General features: G+C 51.5%; 21 protein-coding genes and 2 pseudogenes. 10 read left to right on the top strand and 13 right to left on the bottom strand.

Annotated elements, in window-relative coordinates:
• Positions 1-31: 31 nt before the first annotated feature.
• Both ACQG19_RS13335 and msbA read right to left on the bottom strand, forming a co-directional pair.
• Complete coding sequence (locus ACQG19_RS13335; RefSeq protein ID WP_052123616.1) at positions 32-418, bottom strand: DUF1294 domain-containing protein; 387 nt, start codon at positions 416-418, stop codon at positions 32-34.
• Between the two features lie 87 nt (positions 419-505).
• Positions 506-2,263, bottom strand: coding sequence for a lipid A ABC transporter ATP-binding protein/permease MsbA (gene msbA / locus ACQG19_RS13340; protein WP_045903053.1), 1,758 nt, complete (start codon positions 2,261-2,263; stop codon positions 506-508).
• Positions 2,264-3,593: 1,330 nt separating this feature from the next.
• On the opposite strand from msbA, the gene ACQG19_RS13345 reads away from it, so the two are divergent.
• The 3 genes and pseudogenes from ACQG19_RS13345 (at position 3,594) to ttcA (ending at position 5,125) form a co-directional block, all read left to right on the top strand.
• Positions 3,594-3,812, top strand: coding sequence for a YgdI/YgdR family lipoprotein (locus ACQG19_RS13345; RefSeq protein ID WP_032618552.1), 219 nt, complete (start codon positions 3,594-3,596; stop codon positions 3,810-3,812).
• Between the two features lie 93 nt (positions 3,813-3,905).
• Positions 3,906-4,152: pseudogene (locus tag ACQG19_RS13350) on the top strand (site-specific integrase); the annotation flags it as partial.
• Positions 4,153-4,189: 37 nt separating this feature from the next.
• The gene (gene ttcA, locus ACQG19_RS13355; RefSeq protein ID WP_013096454.1) at positions 4,190-5,125 is read left to right on the top strand and encodes a tRNA 2-thiocytidine(32) synthetase TtcA; all 936 of its coding nucleotides are present in this window, start codon (positions 4,190-4,192) and stop codon (positions 5,123-5,125) included.
• A 46-nt stretch (positions 5,126-5,171) separates the two neighbouring features.
• Here the strand turns inward: ttcA and dbpA are convergent, their stop codons facing one another.
• The 4 genes from dbpA to ACQG19_RS13375 form a co-directional block, all read right to left on the bottom strand.
• A complete protein-coding gene (gene dbpA / locus ACQG19_RS13360; protein ID WP_246931689.1) occupies positions 5,172-6,545 on the bottom strand; it encodes an ATP-dependent RNA helicase DbpA in 1,374 nt (457 codons plus the stop codon).
• Between the two features lie 27 nt (positions 6,546-6,572).
• The gene (locus tag ACQG19_RS13365; protein WP_283841960.1) at positions 6,573-6,737 is read right to left on the bottom strand and encodes a hypothetical protein; all 165 of its coding nucleotides are present in this window, start codon (positions 6,735-6,737) and stop codon (positions 6,573-6,575) included.
• Positions 6,738-7,030: 293 nt separating this feature from the next.
• Positions 7,031-8,014: a zinc transporter ZntB gene (gene zntB / locus ACQG19_RS13370; RefSeq protein ID WP_029882921.1), complete on the bottom strand. Its 984-nt coding sequence runs from the start codon at positions 8,012-8,014 to the stop codon at positions 7,031-7,033.
• A gap of 120 nt (positions 8,015-8,134) precedes the next feature.
• On the bottom strand, positions 8,135-9,289 hold the full coding sequence (locus ACQG19_RS13375) for a methyl-accepting chemotaxis protein (RefSeq protein ID WP_065187069.1): 1,155 nt from the start codon (positions 9,287-9,289) through the stop codon (positions 8,135-8,137).
• Between the two features lie 455 nt (positions 9,290-9,744).
• Between ACQG19_RS13375 and ACQG19_RS13380 the strand changes: the two genes are divergently transcribed.
• From ACQG19_RS13380 to ACQG19_RS13395, 4 genes are all read left to right on the top strand, one after another.
• On the top strand, positions 9,745-11,883 hold the full coding sequence (locus ACQG19_RS13380; protein ID WP_222168437.1) for a putative bifunctional diguanylate cyclase/phosphodiesterase: 2,139 nt from the start codon (positions 9,745-9,747) through the stop codon (positions 11,881-11,883).
• A gap of 83 nt (positions 11,884-11,966) precedes the next feature.
• Complete coding sequence (locus ACQG19_RS13385; RefSeq protein WP_222168438.1) at positions 11,967-13,199, top strand: sensor domain-containing diguanylate cyclase; 1,233 nt, start codon at positions 11,967-11,969, stop codon at positions 13,197-13,199.
• Positions 13,196-13,414, top strand: a complete 219-nt coding sequence (locus tag ACQG19_RS13390; RefSeq protein ID WP_020689199.1) for an Ecr family regulatory small membrane protein — start codon at positions 13,196-13,198, stop codon at positions 13,412-13,414. Before ACQG19_RS13385 ends, ACQG19_RS13390 begins: the two co-directional genes overlap by 4 nt.
• Before the next feature lie 217 nt (positions 13,415-13,631).
• Complete coding sequence (locus ACQG19_RS13395) at positions 13,632-14,195, top strand: DJ-1/PfpI family protein (protein ID WP_222168501.1); 564 nt, start codon at positions 13,632-13,634, stop codon at positions 14,193-14,195.
• A 34-nt stretch (positions 14,196-14,229) separates the two neighbouring features.
• On the opposite strand, the gene ACQG19_RS13400 is transcribed toward ACQG19_RS13395, so the two are convergent.
• From ACQG19_RS13400 to ACQG19_RS13425, 6 genes and pseudogenes are all read right to left on the bottom strand, one after another.
• Positions 14,230-14,709, bottom strand: a complete 480-nt coding sequence (locus ACQG19_RS13400) for a hypothetical protein (RefSeq protein ID WP_102752480.1) — start codon at positions 14,707-14,709, stop codon at positions 14,230-14,232.
• A 119-nt stretch (positions 14,710-14,828) separates the two neighbouring features.
• A complete protein-coding gene (locus ACQG19_RS13405) occupies positions 14,829-15,914 on the bottom strand; it encodes a VasL domain-containing protein (protein ID WP_407200892.1) in 1,086 nt (361 codons plus the stop codon).
• Positions 15,912-16,562 (bottom strand): annotated as a pseudogene (gene tssK, locus ACQG19_RS13410) (type VI secretion system baseplate subunit TssK); the annotation flags it as partial. The pseudogene tssK and the gene ACQG19_RS13405, both read right to left, overlap by 3 nt.
• A gap of 17 nt (positions 16,563-16,579) precedes the next feature.
• Complete coding sequence (tssC, locus tag ACQG19_RS13415; protein WP_246931687.1) at positions 16,580-18,115, bottom strand: type VI secretion system contractile sheath large subunit; 1,536 nt, start codon at positions 18,113-18,115, stop codon at positions 16,580-16,582.
• Between the two features lie 41 nt (positions 18,116-18,156).
• Entirely contained in the window at positions 18,157-18,648 is a 492-nt protein-coding gene (tssB, locus tag ACQG19_RS13420; RefSeq protein WP_013096428.1) for a type VI secretion system contractile sheath small subunit, read from the bottom strand.
• 584 nt (positions 18,649-19,232) lie between these two features.
• Positions 19,233-20,849 (bottom strand): peptide ABC transporter substrate-binding protein, encoded by a 1,617-nt coding sequence (locus ACQG19_RS13425; protein ID WP_246931685.1) that lies wholly within the window; start codon positions 20,847-20,849, stop codon positions 19,233-19,235.
• Positions 20,850-21,031: 182 nt separating this feature from the next.
• On the opposite strand from ACQG19_RS13425, the gene mpaA reads away from it, so the two are divergent.
• Positions 21,032-21,745, top strand: a complete 714-nt coding sequence (gene mpaA, locus ACQG19_RS13430; RefSeq protein WP_013096425.1) for a murein tripeptide amidase MpaA — start codon at positions 21,032-21,034, stop codon at positions 21,743-21,745.
• Here the strand turns inward: mpaA and ycjG are convergent.
• A complete protein-coding gene (gene ycjG / locus ACQG19_RS13435) occupies positions 21,736-22,701 on the bottom strand; it encodes an L-Ala-D/L-Glu epimerase (RefSeq protein ID WP_246931683.1) in 966 nt (321 codons plus the stop codon). The two genes, mpaA and ycjG, sit on opposite strands and share 10 nt — an antisense overlap.
• Before the next feature lie 107 nt (positions 22,702-22,808).
• On the opposite strand from ycjG, the gene tpx reads away from it, so the two are divergent.
• Both tpx and ACQG19_RS13445 read left to right on the top strand, forming a co-directional pair.
• Complete coding sequence (gene tpx, locus ACQG19_RS13440) at positions 22,809-23,315, top strand: thiol peroxidase (protein WP_013096423.1); 507 nt, start codon at positions 22,809-22,811, stop codon at positions 23,313-23,315.
• 319 nt (positions 23,316-23,634) lie between these two features.
• On the top strand, positions 23,635-24,843 hold the full coding sequence (locus ACQG19_RS13445; protein WP_013096422.1) for an aldose 1-epimerase family protein: 1,209 nt from the start codon (positions 23,635-23,637) through the stop codon (positions 24,841-24,843).
• Positions 24,844-24,878 lie beyond the last annotated feature (35 nt).

Genomic DNA, 24,878 nt, shown 5'->3' on the forward strand with positions numbered 1-24,878 from the left:
TTTGGCCTACTACTATTGGCAGTAATGATGCTCAATAGCGAACAACAAAACCAAAATGATACAGCGCCAACGTGGCCAAGATGCTCACGACCACAGACATCAAAAACCAGGTTTTGAACGGCTGCTTTTGCGTTTTATGGCGAAAGATCTGTTGACCCATAATGGCGCCGGGCCACCCGCCCACAACGCCGAAGACCAGTAAGGTTACTTCAGGTATTCTGCGCATTCCTTTCCGTGCTGCCATTTTATCGGCGCCGTAAATAACCATAGTCAGGACGTTAATGAGCAGGAACCATATGGCTACGGGCCAGGCGGAAAAGAGACTGCCGATAGCAGTACAGAGCAGCAGAAAAAAACAAAATTTATTCAATGTGTTAGGTCCATTCGCAGGATATGTAAGCGTATTCAGAGAAGGCATTATACGGTATCTTGCGCATGAATCAGGTTTGGGTGACATTACGGGATACCCCGCTTTTGCAAGCGGGGTAAAAAGCGTGAATGTGACTTAACTGTTTGACGCACCGAATTGCATTTTGTGAAGCTGTGCGTATACCCCATTGTGAGTCACCAATTCCGCATGGCTTCCGCGTTCAACGATAACGCCATCTTCAACAACAATGATTTCGTCAGCTTTTTCGATAGTCGACAGACGATGCGCAATCACCAGTGACGTACGGTTCTTTTGCAGTTCCTCGAGCGCAGACTGTATAGCGCGTTCCGATTCCGTATCCAGGGCTGACGTTGCTTCATCAAGGATGAGTATTGGACTGTCCCGCAACAGTGCGCGTGCAATAGCGATACGTTGCCGTTGCCCACCAGAAAGCAGTACCCCGTTTTCACCGATGATGGTATCAAGACCGTTATCCATCTTGTTGATAAAGTCCATCGCATTTGCCATACGCGCGGCATTCTCGATCTGTTCACGGGTGTACTGCTCCGTACGACCGTAGGCGATGTTGTTGGCTACCGTGTCGTTGAACAGGTGGACATTTTGCGACACCAGCGCCACCTGGTTACGAAGCGACTGAAGGGTATATTCTCGCAGGTCGTGGCCGTCCAGCAGAATTTCACCTTCATCAATATCATAAAATCGCGTCATCAGGCTGGCGATGGTTGATTTACCCGAGCCGGAACGTCCGACAAGGGCAACAGTCTTACCGGCAGGTATGTTCAGGCTGATATTGCGTAGCGCTGGGGCCTCACGTCCCGGATAGGTAAACGTCACATTGCGAAATGCAACGTCCGCTTTAGCGCGTTCAAGTACGCGCTGACCTTCATCTTTTTCCTGTTCGGAATCAAGAATAGTGAACAGCGTCTGGCAAGCGGCCATCCCGCGCTGGAACTGTGCGTTCACATTGGTCAGGGATTTAAGAGGCCGCATCAATGCAATCATCGATGTGAAAACGACGCTAATCGTTCCCGCCGTCAGGGTCGCCATAACACTCGGGAAGCTGGCAGCATAAAGAACAAACGCGAGTGCCAGGGAGGCAATAAGCTGAATAACAGGATCGGAGATTGACGATGCGGACATCATTTTCATTCCCTGCAAACGCATCTTATTGCTGACCTTATCAAAGCGTTTTGTTTCAACGTCCTGACCGCCGAAAATTAATACTTCTTTATGGCCTTTAAGCATCTGCTCAGCACTCGCCGTGACCTGCCCCATCGTATTCTGCATGCTTTTACTGATAGTGCGAAAGCGTTTGGACACCATACGAATAGTCACGGATATAACAGGTGCCAGTACAATCAGGATGATTGAGAGCTGCCAGCTATAGTAGAACATCATTGCGAACAAGCCGATGATTGACGCGCCCTCACGGATGACCGTTATCAGCGTACCTGATGACGAAGATGCGACTTGTTCGGAATCATAGGTAATCCGCGACAGCAACGTCCCGGTTGACTGTTTGTCAAAAAACGACACAGGCATGCCCATCAAATGGCGGAACAATTTCCGGCGCACATCCATCACCACTTTGCCCGAGACCCAGGAGACACAATAGCTGGAGATAAAACTAGTAATACCGCGTAGCGTCATTAATCCGATAACCACAACCGGCATCCATAACATGACAGAGCGGTCCATTTTGCCCACGCCATCATCCATTAACGGCTTTAGCAAAGACAGCATAAAAGGATCGCAGGCGGCATTTATCATTAATGCTAATGCCGCAACCAATAGCCCTTTCTTAAAAGGCGATATTATAGGCCAAAGACGGCGAAACGTGAGCCAGGTGGAAAGGTCTTTGTCAGTTTGCATACGGGAGCCTTAATAATGAGAGCCGTTGAGCATAACGTACAGTTTTAAAGGAACCACTGCACAACGGTATTAAGGGTATGTTGTGTTACTTCAACGAATATCTAACCACTCGCGAAAAATATTTTTTTGCTCTGTCATGTTCATTATGCTTATTTTATTTTTAACTTCATTTCACCCTGTTATCCAACCATCTATTAACATATCCCACCCCAGAAAGAAATGAATAAAATAGAAGCAGATAAATCTTAATGTTTACTGATTGCAGTTTCTTTTACCACATATAAATTTTCGCTTTGTGCATGTTAATCATTTGTTATATTTACGACTAAAAATAGCCACACTGTATATACGTGCTCCAGTTAAAAGACTGACAATCAGTAGCATTTTCAACCTGACGCACGTGAAACACTTCTCCTGCCGTATCTTTTATGCATGCTTCCTTCATTGACGTAAAAAGATGAAGATACAAGACACAACCCGCCAGGAAGCACCCAACTAAAAGACATACTTTTAAAACAGCCATCACCGTTTCCCTCCTGCTTTGTACGGGGAAAACAGCTTAATAGCCTGAAGATGAATAGACTCTCAACACAGTGCAGTTTAAGTGGCTATTCGTGCAGGCCACGTTAAAGCTACGTATCAGCATGCAGGACCCCATCGTGAGGTCCCGGGTTGTTCTCTACTACTTATGAAATCGCTGCGCTATGCAGCCTGAAGATGATAAGCAGAAATCAATAACGCCTGGTCGTGATGACCGGTGCTCTGTCTGTCCAGTCGGGACGTTCACCAGCCATGATCGCCCGTTGCTGAGACGGTGTTACAGATTGCGTTATATCAGGCATTGGCTTATAAACCGGTTTTTCCGCAGGAGTGATAACCACATCAGAACTACACCCTGAGCACAATAAAATCATAAAACCAAAAGAACTTAACTTAAACACTTTCACCCCTTCCAGTGGGATATCATCTTAAGGGAATCGTTCGCCAGTGATTGTCTAATCCTAGCTGCCAGCACGTCAGTAAAGTCGCATGCGAGCTGCACATTCCCATACGCTGAAACGCAAGATAATAAGCAGTGATACAAGTTAAATCAATACTGATGCGAATGAAGAGCAACGGAAATAGTCATAAAGGATTACATCTAAAAAAAGACGGATTTCAAAAAGAAGCACAAGATTAAACGCCACATATACGGATACGCTGTGGCCGTTTATTGCTCTTTTTTTCTTTAAATGGAAATTCCCTTTCGTTGACGAAGCGTTGCAATTCACTGTTGTTAAATAATGCTGTATTAAAACGATTGTAACTATAAAGTTAATTAGAGGTTAATATGAAGGGTGGTATTTTTGCATTTTTGGCATTAGGTGTCGCGTTAGCAATAACAGGGTGCTCAAGTGATTATGTTATATCGACCAAAGATGGACATATGATGACCACACATGGAAAACCAGAGCGAGATAAAGACACCGGTTTAATTTCATACAAAGATGCAGATGGCAGCATTCATCAGATCCATCAATCGGATGTGAAAGAGATTGTAGAAAAGTAACCACCTGATCTGTCCTTCCGTTTTACTGGCTCCGCCATTTTATTGAGCGGAGCTTGCCTGCCCTTACCCACCGTATGTTATCTGTTTTAACGACCACGTCTCGCTGATGGCGAACAGAAAGCCGATTACGTTTTACCGCAAGTCGGCACAATATCCTTCATCGCTGTAAAACGTGCTGGTATTCGCCGCCGGAATCCGTACCATACGCGACATACTTTTGCCCGCTGGCATTGACTGCCGGCGTTAACCCATCTTTCATAGCCAGACAGTTGCGGCATAGAATGCGTGGAAAATGAATGGCGAACAGGTGCTGATGCTTAACGATAAGCTGGCACGCTGAAAATTTTTGCCCCTGCTGGCTCCGAAGGTAGCAATAAATGCAAGACAATCAATCAAATACAAAGAAAGAACAATACAACCTCAACAAGCTGCAGAAGCGGCTGCGCCGTAATGTGGGCGAAGCCATTGCAGACTTCAATATGATTGAAGAAGGCGACCGCATCATGGTTTGCCTGTCAGGGGGTAAAGACAGCTACACCATGCTGGAGATCCTGCGTAATCTTCAGCAGAGCGCGCCGGTGAAATTCTCCCTGGTGGCCGTAAACCTTGACCAGAAACAGCCGGGTTTCCCTGAGCATATCCTGCCGGAATATCTCGATAAGCTGGGCGTTGAGTACAAAATCGTCGAAGAAAACACCTACGGTATCGTAAAAGAGAAGATCCCGGAGGGCAAAACCACCTGCTCTCTCTGCTCTCGTCTGCGTCGTGGCATTCTGTACCGGACCGCGACGGAGCTGGGCGCAACCAAAATTGCGCTGGGTCATCACCGCGACGATATCCTGCAAACGCTGTTCCTGAACATGTTCTACGGCGGGAAGATGAAAGGCATGCCGCCTAAGCTGATGAGCGATGACGGCAAACACATTGTCATCCGCCCTCTCGCCTATTGCCGCGAGAAGGACATTGAACGCTTCTCCCAGGCGAAAGCTTTCCCGATTATCCCATGCAACCTGTGTGGCTCTCAGCCGAACCTTCAGCGCCAGGTCATTGGTGACATGCTGCGTGACTGGGATAAACGTTATCCAGGGCGCATCGAAACCATGTTCAGCGCAATGCAGAACGTGGTGCCTTCTCACCTTGCGGATGTTGAGCTGTTTGACTTCAAAGGCATCAACCATGATTCAGAAGTGGTGAATGGCGGCGATCTGGCGTTTGATCGGGAAGAGATCCCCATGCAGCCTGCAGGCTGGCAGCCGGAAGAGGATGATAATCAGTTTGACGAGCTGCGCCTGAACGTACTTGAAGTGAAATAATCCTGTCGCGTCTCAGAGTCCGTCTGAGACGCGTTTTTTCTGCCGCTTATTTCAGCAATCTGACCCGGCAGGTTTTGCCTTTAATTTTTCCGTTTTGCAGCTGCTTCCATGCCTTATGCGCAACCGCCTGGCGGATTGCCACATATACGTGTGCTGAATGAACGGTAATCTTGCCGATATCGGCGCCATCCATTCCCATGTTCCCTGTCAGCGCGCCTAATACGTCGCCTGGACGCATCTTGGCTTTTTTGCCGCCATCAATGCACAGCGTTGCCATTTCGGCTTCGAGTGGCACAACGCGAACGTTCCCCGGAGTGTTCACCCAGTTAAGCTTTATCTGCAGCATTTCAGACAAGATATTGGCACGCTGCGCCTCTTCCGGCGCGCAGAAGCTAATGGCCAGCCCGCTGTTTCCGGCACGTGCGGTACGCCCAATGCGGTGAACGTGTACTTCTGGATCCCAGGCCAGCTCGTAGTTAACAACCAGTTCCAGCGATTTAATGTCCAGCCCGCGTGCGGCGACATCGGTTGCAACCAGCACACGGGCGCTGCCGTTCGCGAAGCGAACCAGCGTCTGGTCACGATCGCGCTGTTCCAGATCGCCATGCAATGACAGCGCGCTTTGCCCGGCGGCATTCAGGGCATCACACACCGCCTGGCAATCTTTTTTGGTATTACAAAACACCACGCAGGAGGCGGGCTGGTGCTGGCTCAGCACTTTCTGCAGAAGCGGGATTTTGCCCTGCTGCGAGGTTTCAAAGAACTGCTGCTCGATGGCAGGCAGCGCAACCACGCTGTCGATTTCAATTGTCAGCGGATTTTTTTGTACACGACCGCTGATTGCAGCGATAGCGTCAGGCCAGGTCGCAGAGAATAACAATGTCTGACGATCTTCCGGCGCGAAGCGGATCACTTCGTCGATCGCGTCGCTGAAGCCCATGTCCAGCATACGGTCCGCTTCATCCATCACCAGCGTTTGCAGGGCATCCAGTGAAACGGTGCCTTTTTGCAGATGATCCAGCAGACGGCCAGGTGTCGCGACAATAATATGAGGCGCATGCTGGAGAGAATCACGCTGCGCCCCGAACGGCTGTCCGCCGCAGAGGGTTAAGATCTTGGTGTTGGGCAGGAAGCGCGCCAGACGACGCAACTCACCCGCGACCTGGTCAGCCAGTTCGCGGGTCGGGCACAGAACCAGAGACTGGGTCTGGAACAGAGTGGCATCAGTATGCTGTAACAGTCCAAGACCGAACGCTGCCGTTTTCCCACTGCCGGTTTTTGCCTGTACGCGAACATCGCGCCCCTCAAGAATGGCGGGTAATGCGGCCGCCTGAACAGGCGTCATCGTGAGGTATCCCAACTCGTTGAGGTTATCGAGTTGGGCGGCAGGCAGAACATTCAGGGTAGAAAAAGCGGTCACAATAGTCTCTCGTGGTCATCTTTGCGGTCAGATGGCGCGTATCCTCGCAGATCTCGGGGTTCGATGCGACAATTTAATCGGTTCTTCATCGGGGGGCGGGTCGGGCATAGGCTGCGGACGAGGAATGGGATCGGGCATGGGCGTTGGGTCGGTCGGGACCGGATCGGACTGCCGTGAATGCAGCCGTTGCAGCGCGAGTAGATGGTTCATCTTTCCCTCCAGTTTTTTGGATTGACCCTTTTAGGGTAGACCCTGAGAAACGGGAGGCAAAAAAAAAGCCGACTATTAAAGTCGGCGTCGTACGAATCAATTGTGCTATGCAGTAATTCAAAAAAGGAAGTAAGACAATATGGAGCGCAACGCCCATCGCTTGACGTTGCATTCACCTGCGGGAGTAATAATGCACCTTACACGGTTTCTGTTTATTGACTTTGCTCAATTAAAAGAGCGTTTTGATCCGCGCAAAAGGTGGAAAAAGCGTAAATTTACAACCATTTACTACGATGCAACCACCATGCAACACCGCCAATCAAAGCAGCTAACATGACGCAAAACGCGGTAAAGCCGTAGCGATAAGCACCGCCGGGAATGCCGCCCAGGTTTACGCCAAACAGACCGGTCAGAAAGGTACTGGGTAAAAAGACCATTGCCATCAGCGACATCGTGTAGGTTCTTCTGGCCAGCGACTCCTGCATCACCTGTGCTATCTCATCCGCCATTACTGCGGTTCTGGCAATACAGGAATCAATTTCATCCAGCCCGCGTCCCAGCCTGTCAGCAATGTCCTGCATTCTGCGGCGCTGGTCGTCATTCATCCAACTGAGACGCTCGCTGGCCAGACGGGCATATACATCACGTTGTGGCGTCATGTAGCGACGCATCACAATCAGTTGCTTGCGCAGTAACGCCAGGAAACCGCGCGGCGGTATCTGCTGGTCGAGCAGGTTATCTTCCAGATCGATAATTTTATCGTGCAACTCTTCGATAAACTCGCTCGCGTGATCGGTAAGCGCATCGCAGACATCCACCAGCCAGCTGCCGCAGTCGGTCGGCCCGGTGCCCTCTTTCAGATCGTTTACCACGTCATCCAGCGCCAGCACTTTACGCTGCCGAGTGGAAACAATAAGCCCATCATCCATATAGACGCGCATCGCCACCAGCTGATCGGGACGTTCATCCGTGCTGCCGTTAATACAGCGAAGCGTGATCAACGTACCGTCACCCATCCGGCTCACGCGTGGCCGCAGGCTTTCCCCTGCCAGGGCATCACGCACGTTGTTTGGCAGTAAAGGGGTGGATGCCAGCCATTCAGCGCTGTCCGGATGGGTATAGTTCAGGTGTAACCAGCAGGGATGCGCGTGATCGATCACGTCGTTGTCTTCCAGCGGCCGGGCACCGCCTTTACCGTCAAACACCCACGCAAACACTGCGTCAGGAACGTTCAGTTCAGACCCTTTTATGCTCTCCACAACGCCTCCACCTTTTAGCTTTTCGTTGTCAGTCTAGCTTTCGGCAGAGGTTACGCAACCACTATGTTCCGCATGGCGCTGAAATCGCTCGGGAATTGTACGGATAACGGCGGTGTCCCTTCAGGCGGAATGTCCTTGTCGCTGCGGGAACGCCAGCGGAACAACCGGTGTAGATAACGAACTATCAGCCGCGTATCCCCCGTCGAGCCGGAAATTGCGTGTCCGTGACTGCAGTTCGATAACCTGATTGCGCAGCACGTCAGAGGATCCGTTAAGTTCCTCCGCCATTGCCACATTGCTTTGCGTAACCCTTTCCAGCTCTGATAATGCCAGCGTAATCTGTGAAATTCCCTTCTCCTGCTCGGATGTGGAACTGGAAATTTCATCCATCAGACGGCTGACATTGCCGGAGCCGGCCACAATCTCACGCATGTTTTTTTCCGCTTCTGACACTACCGTCACGCCCTGTGTAACGTTATTGCTGGTGACATCAATCAGCGTTTTGATGTTCTTCGCTGCTTCCGCGCTGCGGTGTGCCAGATTTCGCACCTCCTCCGCGACCACAGAGAAGCCTTTTCCGTGGTCTCCCGCCCTTGCCGCCTCAACGGCCGCGTTAAGCGCAAGGATATTGGTCTGGAAGGCAATGCCGTCGATCATTGAGATGATTTCCGTCATTTGCTGTGCGCATTCGGTGATCGATTGCATATTGTGAGCAACTTGCCCCATCAGCTCGCCCCCCTTACGTGCCTGAAGCGTTGCCTGATTGGCCTGTTCACTGGCGAGTCGGGTGTTATCAGCATTGTTTTTGGTGCTCGCAGCCATCTGCTCCATGCTGGCTGCGGTTTGCACCAGAGAAGCCGATTGCTGCTCCGTTTTCACCGATAGCTGCGCGCTGCGTGAGGAGAGTTGATCCGATAAGGTCATGGCGGTTTGTGACGACGCCCTGATTTCCCGGACCAGTGTTGCAATATTGCCCGAAAGGCTGTTAATCCCGGGAATTAAACGCCCTGCGCAGTTGTTGCCAAACTCGGGGATTGTCACGCCAAGATTCCCTGCCGTGACTTCTTCAATACTTTTTTTCACAGTATTGATCGGTGTCACAAGATATTGGGTCATGTAAATCCAGAGTAAAAAAAGAGCAATCACATTTATTACATTGAGCGTTATTAAGAGTGACGATGCGCCGGTAAATAGAAAGACGACAGCTGCGTTTAGCAAAAAAAGAGACAAAAGGAAATAGACAATGAAGGTTCTGACACTAATATTTTTTAGCATGATTATTCCCACAACTTAATATTTTGGTCGGCATTAAGGTTTATAGCATTCGTACTGGCGTTTGTCCTCACGAATAGCGGTGCTTTGTCGTTTCGCAGTTAGCAACCTGCAATTTAACTTAAGTGAGACAAAAAAAGCGTATTGTGGGAAATATTGTACCATGGATACTGTGATACTGGTCTGACACGAACTTAAGCGATACCATCACCTGCGGCTAAGGGGGTTAATCACCACCCTATTTTAGAGACTTTGTTGCAATTAACTGCCCTTGTTTAGCTGTGCTTAACAAGTTAGAACTGAGAATATATTTTATATTGCTTAAAGTTTTGCGTTTTAATAGTGCGGGCCGTTTTACGTACCCTATAACTAATATTGTTTGAACTCGCCTGCACGCACCAGATAAAGATCTGTCCCGGTTGGCGAAATCAGTAACCCCTTTGGCGTGGGATTGCATAATGCTCAATGTATCGTGGGACCCAGTGTTAATAGCCATCTCTTATCTTGTGGCCTTTATCGCCTCGTTTGTGTCCCTGGAGAATGCCGGGAAAATCCCGCTTTCCAGCGGAAAGGCCGCTCTGTTCTGGCGTTTTGCCGGAGGGCTTACGCTGGGCGTCGGGATCTGGTCGATGCATTTCATTGGTATGTTAGCGATGAAAATGCCCATGATCATGAGCTACAACCTCTGGTTAACCCTCGCCTCAATGGGCGTCGCGGTGGTGGCGTCTATGCTGGCAATGAATATTGCCGTCACGGGCACTCGCCTTTCTCCCTTCAGACTGCTTCTCTCTACCTTAATTCTGAGCGCAGGCGTGGTATCAATGCACTATATCGGTATGGCCGCACTGATGCTGGACAGCCCCATCATCTGGGATCACCCCATCATCGGTTTATCCATATTAATTGCCGTAATGGCCTCCGGTGCCGCGCTCTGGTTGGCCTTTCACCTGCGGCATCAGCGAAAAGGGATCTTTATCAATCGCATTCTCGCCGCTTTAGTTCTGGGCGCTGCCATCTGTGCCATGCACTACACTGGCATGCGGGCCGCTCAGTTCAGTGATATGGCTCATACCCTACCCGGCGGTATCAGCGAACTGGGATTATCGATAGGGGTGTCGGTCACCACGCTGTGCCTGCTCGGCATGATGTTGATTATCTCACTCATTGATTCCCACTGGCGTACCAACCGGCTCACGGACAACCTTCAGGCGCTCAATCGACAGCTTGAACTACAGGCACGGTTTGATGCCCTTACCGGCCTTGCTAATCGCCACCAGATGGATCTACGCATGCAGGATTGCCTGCGCAGCGCGTTGCTTAGCAATAAACAATTTGCCGTGATCTTCCTCGACGTTGATCACTTTAAACAGGTTAATGACACCTGGGGACATAACGTCGGGGATGAGTTGTTAATCACCATTGCGCAGCGCATCACGGCGAGGCTTACCCGTGAGATGACCCTGGCAAGATTGGGGGGCGATGCTTTTATTCTGCTGGTTCCAGAATGTGATGACGACAAACTCCAGTCCCTCCTCTCAACGCTGCTCGACGATGTGCGCCGCCCGCTTTCCGTATGCGGGCATACGCTGAGTACAACGCTCAGCGCAGGCGTCAGTCGTTATCCGCAGGATGGCGAAACGCTGCATGAGTTAAAGCTAAAAGCAGATGCGGCAATGCAGTACGTTAAAAAGCAAGGCCAAAACGACTGGGCGGTCTACCGGACAGAGATGTCGACGGCGATCCCGGCTAACCCCGGTTTTTTGCAGGAACTCACGCAGGCGCTTGAGCGCGATCAGTTTGAGCTGTGGTATCAACCCACCTGGCACGCTGAAGAGAGAACTATCCACGGCTTTGAGGCGCTTCTTCGCTGGCGACATCCCGAACAAGGCGTGCTACTGCCGAATCTGTTTTTACCTTCGCTTGAACAGACGGGATTAATTATTCCCGTGGGTAACTGGGCGATTGAGGCCGCATGCCGTCAGCTGCATTTCTGGACTGAACAAGGTTTTGCCCACTGGACGTTGTCTTTTAACTTATCCCCTGTTCAGTTTGAACAGCCGGATATCTTTCAGACCATATCGTCTCTGTTGCAGAAATATAATCTTTCACCTTCCCGGCTCATCCTTGAGGTCACGGAGAGCACTGCCCTTAAAAATCTCGACCGCAGTATCGAATTACTGAGTGCATTCAACCAGGCCGGGATCACCGTCTCTATTGATGATTTTGGCACCGGTTATTCTAATCTGCTTATGCTCAGCGTGCTTCCGGCAAAAGAGCTCAAAATCGACAAAAGCTTTGTGACGTCAATGCTGGAAAATGAGAAAAGCCGCAAGCTGGTGGAGACCATTATTAATATTGCCCGGACCATGGAGATGTATGTTGTTGCCGAAGGGATCGAAACAGAAGAGCAACGAGCGGTGTTAACAGAGCTCGGGTGTGATTATTTGCAGGGTTTTCTGTTCGCCAGACCTTTGCCTGCCGAACAGATCCCGTGGCTACTGCTGCAGATTAATTCACAGAAACAGATTATACCAATTGGTAAAATTCATTCGGAATCCGCTTTTGTTTCACAAAAAAATCATGCTACACAGGGTTAACTGGAGTATGGTTCAGAGGAGTCCACGCGAGTCGATTCCGTCGTGATCGTCAGGCATATTGTGCCGATGTACAGGAATTCCTTATGTCGCAAAATTATTTTGATGCGCTGAATGTCATTAAAACCCCCGTGTGGCTGATCTCCCCCGTTTCTGGCCATATTATTTTTGCGAATACGGCCGCGGTTCAGGTGATGGGGGATAAAACGCTGGATGATCTGCGAAAAGGCGCTTTCTCAGCCAATGCGCAAGACGTGCTGTCGATGTATATCCCTGAGTTGAAAACGGACCAGGAGATTATCGAGATCTGGACAGTCTGGCGCGACGGGCATGAAACCGCGTTGAGCTGTCGTCTTTCGCTGACCCACCATGCGCCGTACGGCGACATTATCGTTTTTGAAGGGATTTCACATCCGGCACCGACCGGGCTTAAAGCGAGCCGCTCCGCTACTTACCAGCGAAAAAAGCAAGGATTCTATGCTCGCTTTTTTCTGACAAACAGCGCCCCGATGTTGCTGATCGACCCTGCTCGCGACGGCCAAATTGTTGATGCCAATCTCGCCGCGCTTAATTTTTATGGCTACTCGCACGAGGAGATGTGCAGCAAGCATACCTGGGAGATCAACACTCTGGGGCGCGATGTGATTCCAGTGATGAGCGAAATCGCCGCTCTGCCGGGTGGGCATAAGCCACTCAACTTTGTGCACCGCCTTGCCGATGGATCAACCCGCCATGTTCAGACCTATGCCGGACCAATTGAGATCTACGGGGATAAACTGATGTTGTGCATTATCCATGACATCACCGAGCAAAAAAGGCTGGAGCTTGAGCTGGAACATGCCGCGTTACAGGATGCCATGACGGGCCTGCTCAACCGGCGACAGTTCTATATTATCGCTGAGCAAATGAATCTCACGCACCTGCCTCTACAGCAGCAATTCAGTTTACTGCTGGTGGATACCGATCACTTTAAGAATATCAACGACGTTTTTGGTCATCTGAAGGGGGATGAAGTGCTCATCGCACTTTCACGTACCCTGGAGGCCTGTAGCCGAAAAGAGGATTTCGTGTTCCGCTGGGGAGGCGAGGAGTTTGTCATTCTGCTGCCACGCACCTCTCTCGATACTGCATTACAAATCGCCGAAACGATCCGGGCAGCGGTTGCCCGCATCTCGATCCCCGGCCTGCCGCGATTTACGGTCAGCATTGGCGTGGCGCGGCACAACCAGGATGAGAGTATCGACGATCTCTTTAAACGGGTAGATGACGCGCTTTATCGCGCCAAGAATGATGGCCGTAATAAAGTCCTGGCGGCATGAAACTGGTGTATCGGATAAAGCCCCGCTACAATGCCCATCTTGATGAAAAAGACTATGGGTGGGTATCGTCTGCAATGGGAAGAACAGAAATAATCCTCACCATAATTATTTTAATGCTTATTATTTTCGGATTCTGGTTTATCTTCAGCGGCGAGATCTGGTTAGTGGCGGAATATATTGAAAACAGCATTTACCCCACTTTCGACGCGCTGTAACGCACGTTTAATCCGTTGTTTCACCTACCGAAATTATCAGGTATCGGCCAACTCAACAGGCGCGTAAGATATGCGCCGTTATCCTCCATTATGTTGGTAACGAATTGCTAAATCACTTGCTTATTTTGCCCGTGCTCTGACGGGCTTTTTTATTTCCGACATTTGCGCTACACCAGGCTATATCTAAAACGTCGTTAACCATAAAAGTGAGAAAATGATGAGCAAGAAGATCCTGATGCTGGTGGGCGATTACGCCGAAGATTACGAAACCATGGTCCCTTTTCAGGCCTTACAGATGATTGGCCATCAGGTTGACGCCGTCTGCCCGGATAAAGCGAAGGGTGACTATGTCATGACCGCTATCCATGATTTCGACGGTGCTCAGACCTATAGCGAAAAACCGGGTCACCGTTTTATCCTCAATGCCGATTTTTCCGCCGTTAACGAGCAGGACTATGACGCCCTGCTGATCCCTGGCGGCAGAGCGCCTGAATACCTGCGGTTAAATGATGACGTATTGAAGCTGGTGCAGGCATTTGATGCCGCGCACAAACCGATTGCGGCCGTGTGCCATGGCCCACAGTTGCTGGCCGCCGCCGGGATCTTAAAAGGACGAACCTGTAGCGCCTACCCGGCCTGTGCGCCTGAAGTGCGACTCAGGGGCGGCGAGTACGCCGATATCGGTATCGATCAGGCTCACGTTGACGGTAACCTGGTCACCGCGCCGGCCTGGCCTGCGCATCCGCAGTGGCTGGCGAAATTTGCGAAGTTGTTGGAATAGGCCTGCAAGGCAACCTGCTCCTTACATAATCTCTTCAAGCCAGACGATCGACCGCAACAAAAAAGCGTTCTTCCGTCAAAAGAGCGCGTTCTTTAATGCTCTGAAACTCGCGCCGGATAAACCAGCCCGCTTCCGGCGCCATGCTCAGATAAAACACCTCACGAAATCCCGGAGCTTCAACACGCATTCTTACACAACCCATTTCTCCTGCACGAAAGAGCTGCTCTGGCACGATACTGACACTACGCTCGCCATTCTGCAGAAGGATAGTCGCTATCTCATAGCGGCAAATTCCGCTACTCAGGCTATAACCTAATGTGCTCAGATCATGAAGATACTGACGTGATAACGTGACTTCAATGCTGGTGCCCGCAAACCACTCAATGATTTGCTGCGCCAGCCCCTCTAACCGCTCGCAGAATTCAACGATTTCAGCCTCAACTGAGGTGTTACCTGACGTTGTGTTCTTGCTACTCTGTTGCACTTTTTTAAAGAAACGTTCTCTGGCTGACACGTTGTTGCCTCTGTTCATTTTCACACGGTTAAACCAGGATCTGCGCCCCCTGCGCTGACCGGCCATTTTTATCTTCCCGGATGCTCCCTCGCCTTCTTAAACGAGGGAACCCTTTGTAGCTATTCCGCCGTTTTTTGTTTCATCAGGGCATAACGGGCAATCAACTGCTGCAGATGCTGTTCTGTCTGGCTCTGCTGCGCGGCAGGCCACGGCTGGTTTTCAGGAAGATCTGCCAGCTGCCGCAGTTGTTCCTCTGCAGGCACGGCACTGTTAAATGCCTGCATCATGGTAAATACCGCTGATTTCAGCTCGCTGACCGTCATGTACTTACCCCGATGTTCATCAAGTGCGTTAAGCCGGTTCGCCAGTTGTTGCAATTGGGTCATTCCCTGATGCCAGCCAGCCAGATATGGCTGCGGAAGTGCAGCAACGTTAACCTGCTGCTGCCACTGTTGCGCCAGCGGTTTCGCCTCTTGCGGCCAAAGGATCAGCGCCTGCTGCACCAGGCTATCGCCGTAGCGCCATGCCCAGTCAGGTTTCAGTTCCCTAAGCTGTGCGAGCCGATTTTGCGTCTTGCTAAGCCCTGCCACGGGTGATAGTGACGCTTGTCGCAGCGCCTGCAACTGCGCTTTGGATAATTCGTCAGGTAAAGGCGCCAGAGTGGCATCGAGCTGTGTTTGAGCCGGGTCTGGTGTATGCATCGTCTGCCATCCCCATGCCACTGAGCTGGCAATCACCAGCATGGTCGCCATTCCGGCGACAAATGGCTTCCAGGGCTTCACCGGAGGCGGCGCGGTCATCACCTGCCTGTCCGGCAGCGGCTCCGGCTGCGCGACATAGACCCACCTGACGTGTTCTGCCGGGGTCGTAAAGCTGGCCGGGAGAACAGCACCGCCCGCCTCCTGCCCGCCGTCGCTGTTTTCCAGCCGTACCGCCGCGTTATGGACCTGGGTACGCAGGGCATCGAGCTGGCTGGCATGCCTCAGTTCAAGACGCTGCAATATGTCGCCCAGTGCGTTCAGGTGCTCTTCTGTCTGGTACAACTGGCTGAGGTCAATACAGGTCAGCGTGAGGGTGCGCATCGTCTGTTGTAACCGCCTGCTGAGCGCGCTGAGAATTTCCATACGCGCATGCACAGGCTGCGGCCAGATATTGTCCCACTGGCGGGAGAGGAGTGCGTCCAGTATTGCCAGTCCTTCGTTCATGCCGTACAGCCGACTCAGGCGTACACGTAGCTGGCTCATCAGTTGTTCCAGTTGGGTCATCAGCCAGCGACTGCCCTGCAGAGCCAGCAGTGGTGGAAGAAACGTCTCATCCAGTAACCATGCTCCCTGCGAATCCTGCTGCGGGCGGGCAACCGGGCAGGTCAGATAATCGCTGTTGTCCTGACAGGTAAACCGCAGCGTCAGCTCAGGTTTCATCACCGCAATCTGGCGGGTGTCGTCCCCAAAAGCGTTGCGGATATCCCGCCAGCGCTGGCGATAGCGAACAGGGCGTTCGGCCACCGCATCAGGTGTAAGACAGTTGCCGCCATTCGCCCGCAGCAGCGGGAGGGCCAGCACCACCACCGCATCCTGTGATCCACTCTCAAGCGCCAGCACCGGTGGCAGATCGTCAGCATTATCAGTGTCGATAAGCGTCCCGTCAGGGAAACGAATGTGCAGATGACGAGCCTGCAGGCGGCCCAGTTTCAGTGCATCCGGTTCGAAAGTGGCATCAATCACTCCCCAGGGATGGGAGAGACCTAACCGGGCGATGCATTCCGCAGACCAGGCCGCATACGCGGCCTGTTGCTGGAAGTGCTGGGGAGAGACCATCTGGCCCCTGCCCCATAACGGTTGTTCCGTTTTCATTGGCTTCCTGCCTTAACTTACGCTTTCGCTTTCGGCATCTGGCTCACCAGCGACAGGTTCACATCCATGCCTTCCACCTGGAAGTGCGGCACCGCGAACAGCTTCACGCGGAAGAAGCCCGGGTTGTCCTCAATATCTTCCACCACCACCTTCGCATCGCGCAGCGGGTGTGAGGCCTGCAGTTCGTCGCCCGGATCGGTCATTTCGGTCACCAGACTGCGTACCCATGTATTGAGTTCCAGCTCCAGCAGACGGCGATCTTTCGTCGTACCGATATTTTCGCGCTGAATCAGCTTCAGGTAGTGCGCAATGCGCGACAGCAGGAAGATATACGGCAGACGGGCATTGATGCGGCTGTTGGCAGTGGCGTCGGCGGTATCGTACAGCGCCGGTTTCTGCGCCGAGTTTGCCGAGAAGAAGCAGGCGTAATCACGGTTCTTGTAGTACGACAGCGGTATAAAGCCCAGGTTAGCGAATTCAAACTCGCGGGTTTCCGGGATCATCACCTCCGACGGGATCTTCACCTGGTTGCCGGTACCCAGATCGTACAGGTGGATCGGCAGGTCTTTCACCGCCCCGCCCGCCTGCGGGCCACGAATTTGCACGCACCAGCCGTTGTTGATGAAGCTCTTCACCATGTTGGAGGCGAAGGAGAAAGATGCGCTTGTCCACAGGTATTTTTCGTGGTCCGGACCTTTCACCTGCTCAACGTAGTTGAAACTGCGCACCGGCACCGTGTCCGGACCGTAAGGCAGACGCCCCAGCACGCGCGGCATCACCAGGCCGATATAACGGGCATCGTCGGTGTCGCGGAAGGATTTCCATTTGATGTATTCGGCACGGTCGAAGTAGTTACCGATGTCCTTAATCGCGGCCACCTCTTCCATCGATTCCTTGAGGAAGAATTTCGGCCCGACGGCACCGATAAATGGCATATGCGCGGCGGCAGAGACTTTCGAGATATTGCGCAACAGCGCCACGTCCTGCGGGCTTGCGTCAAATTCGTACGCTGAAATAACCGAGCCAATCGGCTCGCCGCCCGGGGTGTCGTATTCAGCGGTATAGGTGTGCCAGTACAGGCCGCTCTGGATAAGTTCCGGCGCATCTTCGAAGTCCTGGCGCAGATCCTCTTTTGACACATCCAGAATTTCCGTTTTCACGTTCTGGCGGTAGTCGGTGTTGTCCACCAGCTGCTTCAGGCCGCGCCACAGGGATTCCACTTTCTGGAATTCTGCATGATGCATCACCGCATCCAGCTGGCGGCTGATCTGGAAATCCAGCTCTGCAATATGGTAGTCAATCAGGGTTTTATCGAGTTTTTCCACTGGCTGGCCGGATTTGCGGATGCAGTCCATAAATACCTGCATTGCCGCTGTCAGGCGCTCACCTGCCGGAGCATCAGACAGTGCGGCATCGTCCAGAAACGCATTGATATCGCCCAGGCTTGTGGCCGGGGTCAGGTTGATTTTGTCGAACAGGGAGGCGTAGACGCTCTCTTTTTCCAGCACAGTGGTCTGCCCCTGCGCGGAGCCATTTTCAGTATTAACAGACATCAGCATTCTCTCGTTTAATCCATTAAAAGACGCGCCCGTTTTTATTTCGGGGCCAGGGCACTCATTTCGTTACGTAATTCCTGAGACAGCGCCGGGTCCTTAAGAATTTTCTCGAGCTCTTTTCTGAAAGTGGCGTTATCCAGCAGATTGGACTTGAGGTCACGTAATAAATTACGCATCGCCAGCATGGCACGAAGCTGAGGAATTTGTCGGGCCACCTGTTCGGGTTCAAAATCTTTCATATCTGAAAAGCGCAGCGTCACATTCTCTTCCGTACGCTCACCCGCCAGCGTATTCGGAACCGTCATATTGACCTCCGGGTTAAATTCCGAAAGTACACTGTTGAGGTTATTTTTGTTGACGTTAATTTTCTTTCTTTCAGATAATGGTCTGCTCTCTTTACCGTTACTGAAATCACCGACAGTGAGTAATTTAAGGGGTAGCTCAACTTTCTTCTGCGCCCCTCCGGTATGCAATGCAAGTTTTAAATTAATGCGTGCCTTAGGCACTTCGTTCTGGAACGTATCAGCCATAGCAGTCCCTTTCCTTAAGGAATATTTGTTGAAGTTAACGACGTTTCTGAATAAATCGATATTAGAACAAAACGCTACAATAGATCAACTACCTGGAATCAAAGGCCAAATTAAGACATTCCTTAAGAATTTTACTCTATAGAAATAAAATATGGTTTTGCAGCATGCCTTTTCATAAAGAAATATCAACCACAACTCCGAAAATAGTCAGCATTAGTGGCTATTTCTGTGAAAAAATGAAGATCCATATCCAAACAAAGCAACGTTATTGATTTAAATCAATACGAGAGAAAATATCTACAGCGCCACCTAATAATATGACCCGCATCAATGTTTACACGCTGCCGCAAGACGCGTAACCCATTAAAAAGTCCAATAATGGACAATTTTTTTTAACGAAATGCAATATATTCAAAATATGAATATTTCTCTTAATTAAAAAAACAGAGCAATACCCAGCGCTGTAAAACACAGTATCAATGCAGCGCCATCTTCACGATCTAGAATGAACAGAAAAGCGCTGGCACGTGATATCGGGCCAGCGCAGTATCAGGAGGGGAAATAAATTAGCGGACTCTCGTTTTTCAGTGCTTCACAATATACATCGTACGGCTGTACGCCACGTCTTCAGGATTATTGATCGGATATCCCTTCACCCAGGGTTTAATCAGACGTCCGTTGGTGTACTGGTAGATCGGCGCAATTGGCGCTTTTTCCGTGAGGATCTTCTCCGCCCGGTTGTAATCCGCATTACGGGCTTCCGCGGTGGTTTCAAGCGTCGCCTGATTGATGATCTTATCGTAAGCCGGGTCGTTAAAGCGGGAGATATTGCCGCTGTGGGTTGATGTCAGCAGCGACAGGAAGGTAGATGGCTCGTTGTAGTCCCCGACCCAGGACGCGCGGATCACATCAAAATTCCCTGTGTTTCGGCTATCGATATAGGTTTTCCACTCCTGGTTTTGCAGTTTGACGTCTACTCCCAGGTTCTTCTTCCACATCGAAGCCACCGCAATCGCGATTTTCTGATGATTCTCTGAAGTGTTATACAACAGGGTCAGCTTCAGTGGACGCTGAGGACCATACCCCGCCGCCTGCAGCAAGGTTTTGGCCTGCGCGTTTAGCTCCTGCTGCGACATCTGCTCAAATGGCGATGTCTCTGGCGTGAAACCTGCCGTCACATCAGGCGTGAAATGCCAGGCTGGTTTTTCTCCCGTACCTAACACTTTTTCCGCCATAATCCGGCGATCGATGGTCATACTCAGCGCCAGACGCACGCGGGAATCGGCGGTCGGGCCCTTTTGCGTGTTAAATGCATAGTAATACGTTCCCAGCTGCGGCGGCGTGTATACCTGTCCAGGAATATCCTTGAGCAATTTCTGGTACAGGTTTTTCGGGAACGACTCGGTGATATCAATATCACCTGCCAGGTAGCGTTTGGTGGCGGAAGACTCCTGATTGATCGGAATAAACGTCACTTTTTGGAGAACAGTTTTCGCGTTATCCCAGTAGTGGGTATTCGGCACAACGACCAGCTTCTCATTCACCACACGATCTTTCAGCACATAGGCACCATTGCCCACAAGGGAGCCCGGACGCGTCCACTCTATACCGCTTTCGACGTTCGCTTTCTGAACCGGATAGAACGCGAAGTTTGCCGTCAGGTTGCTAAACCACGGCAGCGGTTTATCGAGCTGAACGCGTAACGTTCTGGCATCCACCGCCGTTACCCCCAGCGTATCGGGCGCGGCTTTGCCATCAATAATCGCCTGAGCGTTGTTAATGCCTGCCAGAGCAGCAAACCAGGCAAACGGCGAGGTGGTTTTCGGGTCAACCAGACGCTGCCAGCTGTAGACAAAATCCTGCGCCGTGACTGGCGTGCCGTCAGACCATTTTGCATCATCGCGCAGGGTAAATGTCCAGATGCGGTTATCGTTACTCTGCCAGCGCGTCGCCACGCCCGGCGTCAACTCCCCTTTCTCATTCTGATTGACCAGGCCTTCAAACAGATCGCGAATCACCTGAATCTCGGGTAGCCCCACGGCCTTGGCCGGGTCAAGCGACGCGGGCTCGTCTTTGATGTGTCTGACCAGCTCCTGTTTTTGCGCCAGCACCGTCCCCTTTGGCACATCAGCAGCGTAAGAAAATGACGATAGCCCGCAAAGGCACAGTGCAGAAAAAAGCAGCGAAACAGGATGCTTCATGAGATCCCCTTTAGAAATCGGTAATACGCGAATGCGTAATTATTTGTTTCGAAACGGCGAAATGCAAATACCTTAAGCCGGAAAGGTGATATCTGGCAATCTTCGTTCTTCGATGAAACTATTTGATTAAACGTGGGTTTTGCACAACACTGCCAGTAAGCACTTCTTTATCAGGATTTCCTATGGCAGTTACCCGACCAAGAACGGAACGTGGCGCTTTCCCGCCAGGCACCGAACATTATGGCCAGTCTTTCTTAGGTGCACCGCTAATCTGGTTTCCCGCACCGGATGCCGATCGTCATAGCGGCCTGATTATTGCGGGAACGCACGGCGATGAGAACTCCTCGATCGTCACCCTCTCCTGCGCGTTACGCACCCTTGCACCGACACTACGCCGGCATCATGTGATCCTGACCGTCAACCCGGATGGCTGTCAGCTTGGGCTGAGGGCGAATGCGAGAGGGATAGATTTAAACCGCAACTTCCCGGCGGCCAACTGGCGCGCCGGTGAAACGGTATACCGCTGGAACAGCTCGGCTGAAGAGCGTGACGTGGTGTTACTGACGGGAGAAAAACCCGGCTCAGAGCCAGAAACACAGGCGCTCTGCCAGTTAATCCACAAGATCCACCCCGCGTGGGTTGTCTCATTTCACGATCCACTGGCCTGTATTGAAGATCCCCGTCACTCCGCGCTGGGACAGTGGCTTGCCGATGCCTTTGCCCTGCCTCTGGTCAGCAGCGTCGGCTATGAAACACCGGGGTCATTTGGTAGCTGGTGCGCCGATCTGGATTTGCACTGCATCACCGCTGAATTCCCCCCGATATCTTCCGACGAAGCCAGCGAAAAATACCTGAAAGCGATGGTAGATCTTCTGCGCTGGCAGCCTCAGAGATGAAGCACTCCGCTGGTGAAGGTGAGCGCAGGCGAAACGTCAACTGCCAGCCAGGTCGGGCCATCAAGATCGGCAAACCGGACCTGATTCACCAGCGGTAGCGCCGCATTAATCGCCCGGGAAGTACTGAGCATGCATCCCAGCATCAACGTAAACCCCTTCGCCTGTGCCTGCGACGCCAGCGCCAGCGCCTCGGTCAGCCCACCGGTTTTATCGAGTTTGATATTCACCATCTCATAGCAGCCCGCTAAACCGTCGAGACTGTCGCGGGTATGGCAGCTTTCATCGGCGCAGATCGGCAGCGGGTGGATAAAGTTCTTCAATGCCGCATCATCCTGTACGGGAAGCGGTTGCTCCAGCATAGCCACACCCAGATCGGCCAGCAGCTGGCAGCGCGCGGCCAGCCCTTCCGGGTGCCATGACTCGTTGGCGTCGACAATCAGCGTGGCGTCCGGCACCGCCGCGCGAATGGCGACCATGCGTTCACTGATCAAGCGATCGTCGAGTTTCACCTTCAGCAGCGTGGCGCCAGCCTCAAAGAGCGCTTTTGCGCTGGCGGCCATCTGCTCCGGCTCGCCAATCACCACGGTTTGCGCGGTCACCACTTTCTCCGGAAGCGTCACGCCGACCAGCGACGGTAAGGATATCTGCTGCTTCGCCGCCTCAAGACTCCACAGCGCACAGTCAATTGCATTACGGGCCGCCCCGGCAGGTAAACGCTGCTGTAACGCCTCACGCGTCAACCCGGTTTGCAGGTCAGGTACCAGGGTCATAATTTGCGCCATCACCGAGGCAAGGCTTTCTCCGTAGCGAGGATAAGGCGTGCATTCACCAACCCCTTTAACCCCTTCTTCTTCTATTTCGACCACCACCACGCAGGCTTCACTTCGGCTGCCACGGGAGATCACAAACGGGGTATGCAATGGCCAGGCTTCTTCATAGACCTTAACGCTTCTCATCACTGACTCCTTGCAGCCCGGTAAGGCGAAAAAATTGGTTTGCCGTGTTATCCGCTGATGGCATACACTAGCCTCGACGTTAACTATATGTAAACAGGAAGATATCTATGTCACAACTCGTTCATTTCCAGGGCAACCCGGTTGCTGTAGCAGGTTCCATTCCTCAGGCTGGCAGCAAAGCGCAGGCTTTTACTCTGGTGGCTAAAGATCTGTCTGACGTCACACTGAGCCAGTTTGCTGGCAAACGCAAAGTACTGAACATTTTCCCAAGCATTGATACCGGCGTCTGTGCCGCATCCGTGCGCAAATTCAACCAGCTGGCCACTGAAATGGACAACACCGTGGTGCTGTGCGTTTCAGCAGACCTGCCATTCGCGCAGTCCCGCTTTTGCGGTGCTGAAGGTCTGAGCAACGTCATCACCCTTTCAACTCTGCGCAGCCCGGATTTCCTGGAAAAATACGGCGTTGGCATTGCTGAAGGCCCACTGAAAGGCCTGGCGGCGCGTGCCGTGCTGGTAATCGATGAAAACGATAACGTCGTGTTCAGCGAACTGGTCAACGAAATCACCACCGAACCTGACTACACCGCTGCGCTGGAATCACTGAAAGCCTGATTATTTACAGGCATTTTATAAAGCTTAGCAATGTAATGAAATAAAAGGTTTATTTAAGAATAGACCTTGCGTTCCAAACCTCGCCGATGCGGGGTTTTTTATTGCCTCAATAGCTGAATCGTTAAAGCAAAAACGTTCTAAAATCACATATATCATGAAATAAAAACGTTCCATTCTCACCATAATGAGATCGCTAACACATAATAAAGGTTTAAAAACCGCAATTTCTCCGCCAGTGAAGCCCGTCACATTTCCCTTCTCGCCTAAACATTAGATTTGCTTACGTGATAAAAAATCGTTTCAGCAAAAGGGATTAAATATGAATATTAAACTGGCTTTTACGGTCCTTGCGGTACTGATATCTGGACATGCCGCCGCTAAAACCTGGGTGCTGACAAGCGCTGAAAGCGGCGTGGAGAAAGGAAACTGGAAAATTTCCAGCGATGAGCTGAAGTTTCAGGGACAGCCTTTCAGCATCGAGCAAAAAATCCTGCATGGTGGCAAGCAGGAAGGCAGCAAGGTAATCGTTATAAGCAGCAAAAATGGTCTGACAATTACCCTCAGCCCGACGCGTGGGATGAATCTGCTGCATGTCGAAGGCTTTGGTACCCGAATGGGGTGGGATTCGCCTGTCAAAGAGGTGGTGAATCCGGCCTATATCAATCTGGAAAGTCGAAACGGACTTGGCTGGCTGGAAGGTTTCAACGAAATGATGGTTCGTTGCGGCTATGAATGGACAGGCCACCCGGTCACGGCTGACGGGCAGATTTATACCCTGCACGGCAAGGCGGGAAATACGCCTGCGTCGCAGGTGGAAGTCGATGTTGCTGATGCCGCACCGCATGAAATTCGCATTCGCGGATTAATCAAAGAGAGCACGTTTAAAAAAGCAGATCTGCAGACGATGACCGAACTGCGTTACGTACCGGGCAGCAACCAGTTCAGCCTGCATGATGTTCTGACCAACCATGCTGATTATCCTCATGATTATCAGATTATCTATCACAGCAACTTTGGTACGCCAATCCTCGAAGAAGGTGCCCGCTTCCTTGCGCCGGCCGCCAGCATTGGTCCTTTCAATGACTATGCCAAAGCGGGTCTGGATAACTGGCAAACCTACGCTGGCCCCACTCAGGGCTTTGATGAAATGGTCTTCAATATCAAACCGCTCGCGGATAATAATCATGAAACCCTGGCGGCAGTGGTCAATAAAGCGGGAGACAAAGGTGCGTCAATTCAGTTCGACACGCGGCAGTTGCCTGTCCTGACCTTATGGAAAAATACCGATACGCTCAAACAGGGCTATGTCACGGGTATTGAGCCGGGTACCAGCTACGCCTATCCCGTTACCATTGAACGCGAGCAGAAACGCGTTAAGCAGCTACAACCTGGCGCCAGCACGCAGTTCGACCTGACCTATACCCTGCTTCACAGCAAGGAACAGGTGAAAGAGGTTGAACAGAAAATTGCGGGGATTCAGGGAGAGACAAAAGTCGAGGCAGTTACCACGCCTCTGGCGAAAGAGTAAGTGCAAAAAAAAGCCTCTTTACAGAGGCTTTTATC

The sequence above is a fragment of the Enterobacter cloacae complex sp. 277I4 genome (genome assembly GCF_050031465.1).
Classification (GTDB): Bacteria; Pseudomonadota; Gammaproteobacteria; order Enterobacterales; family Enterobacteriaceae; genus Enterobacter; species Enterobacter cloacae.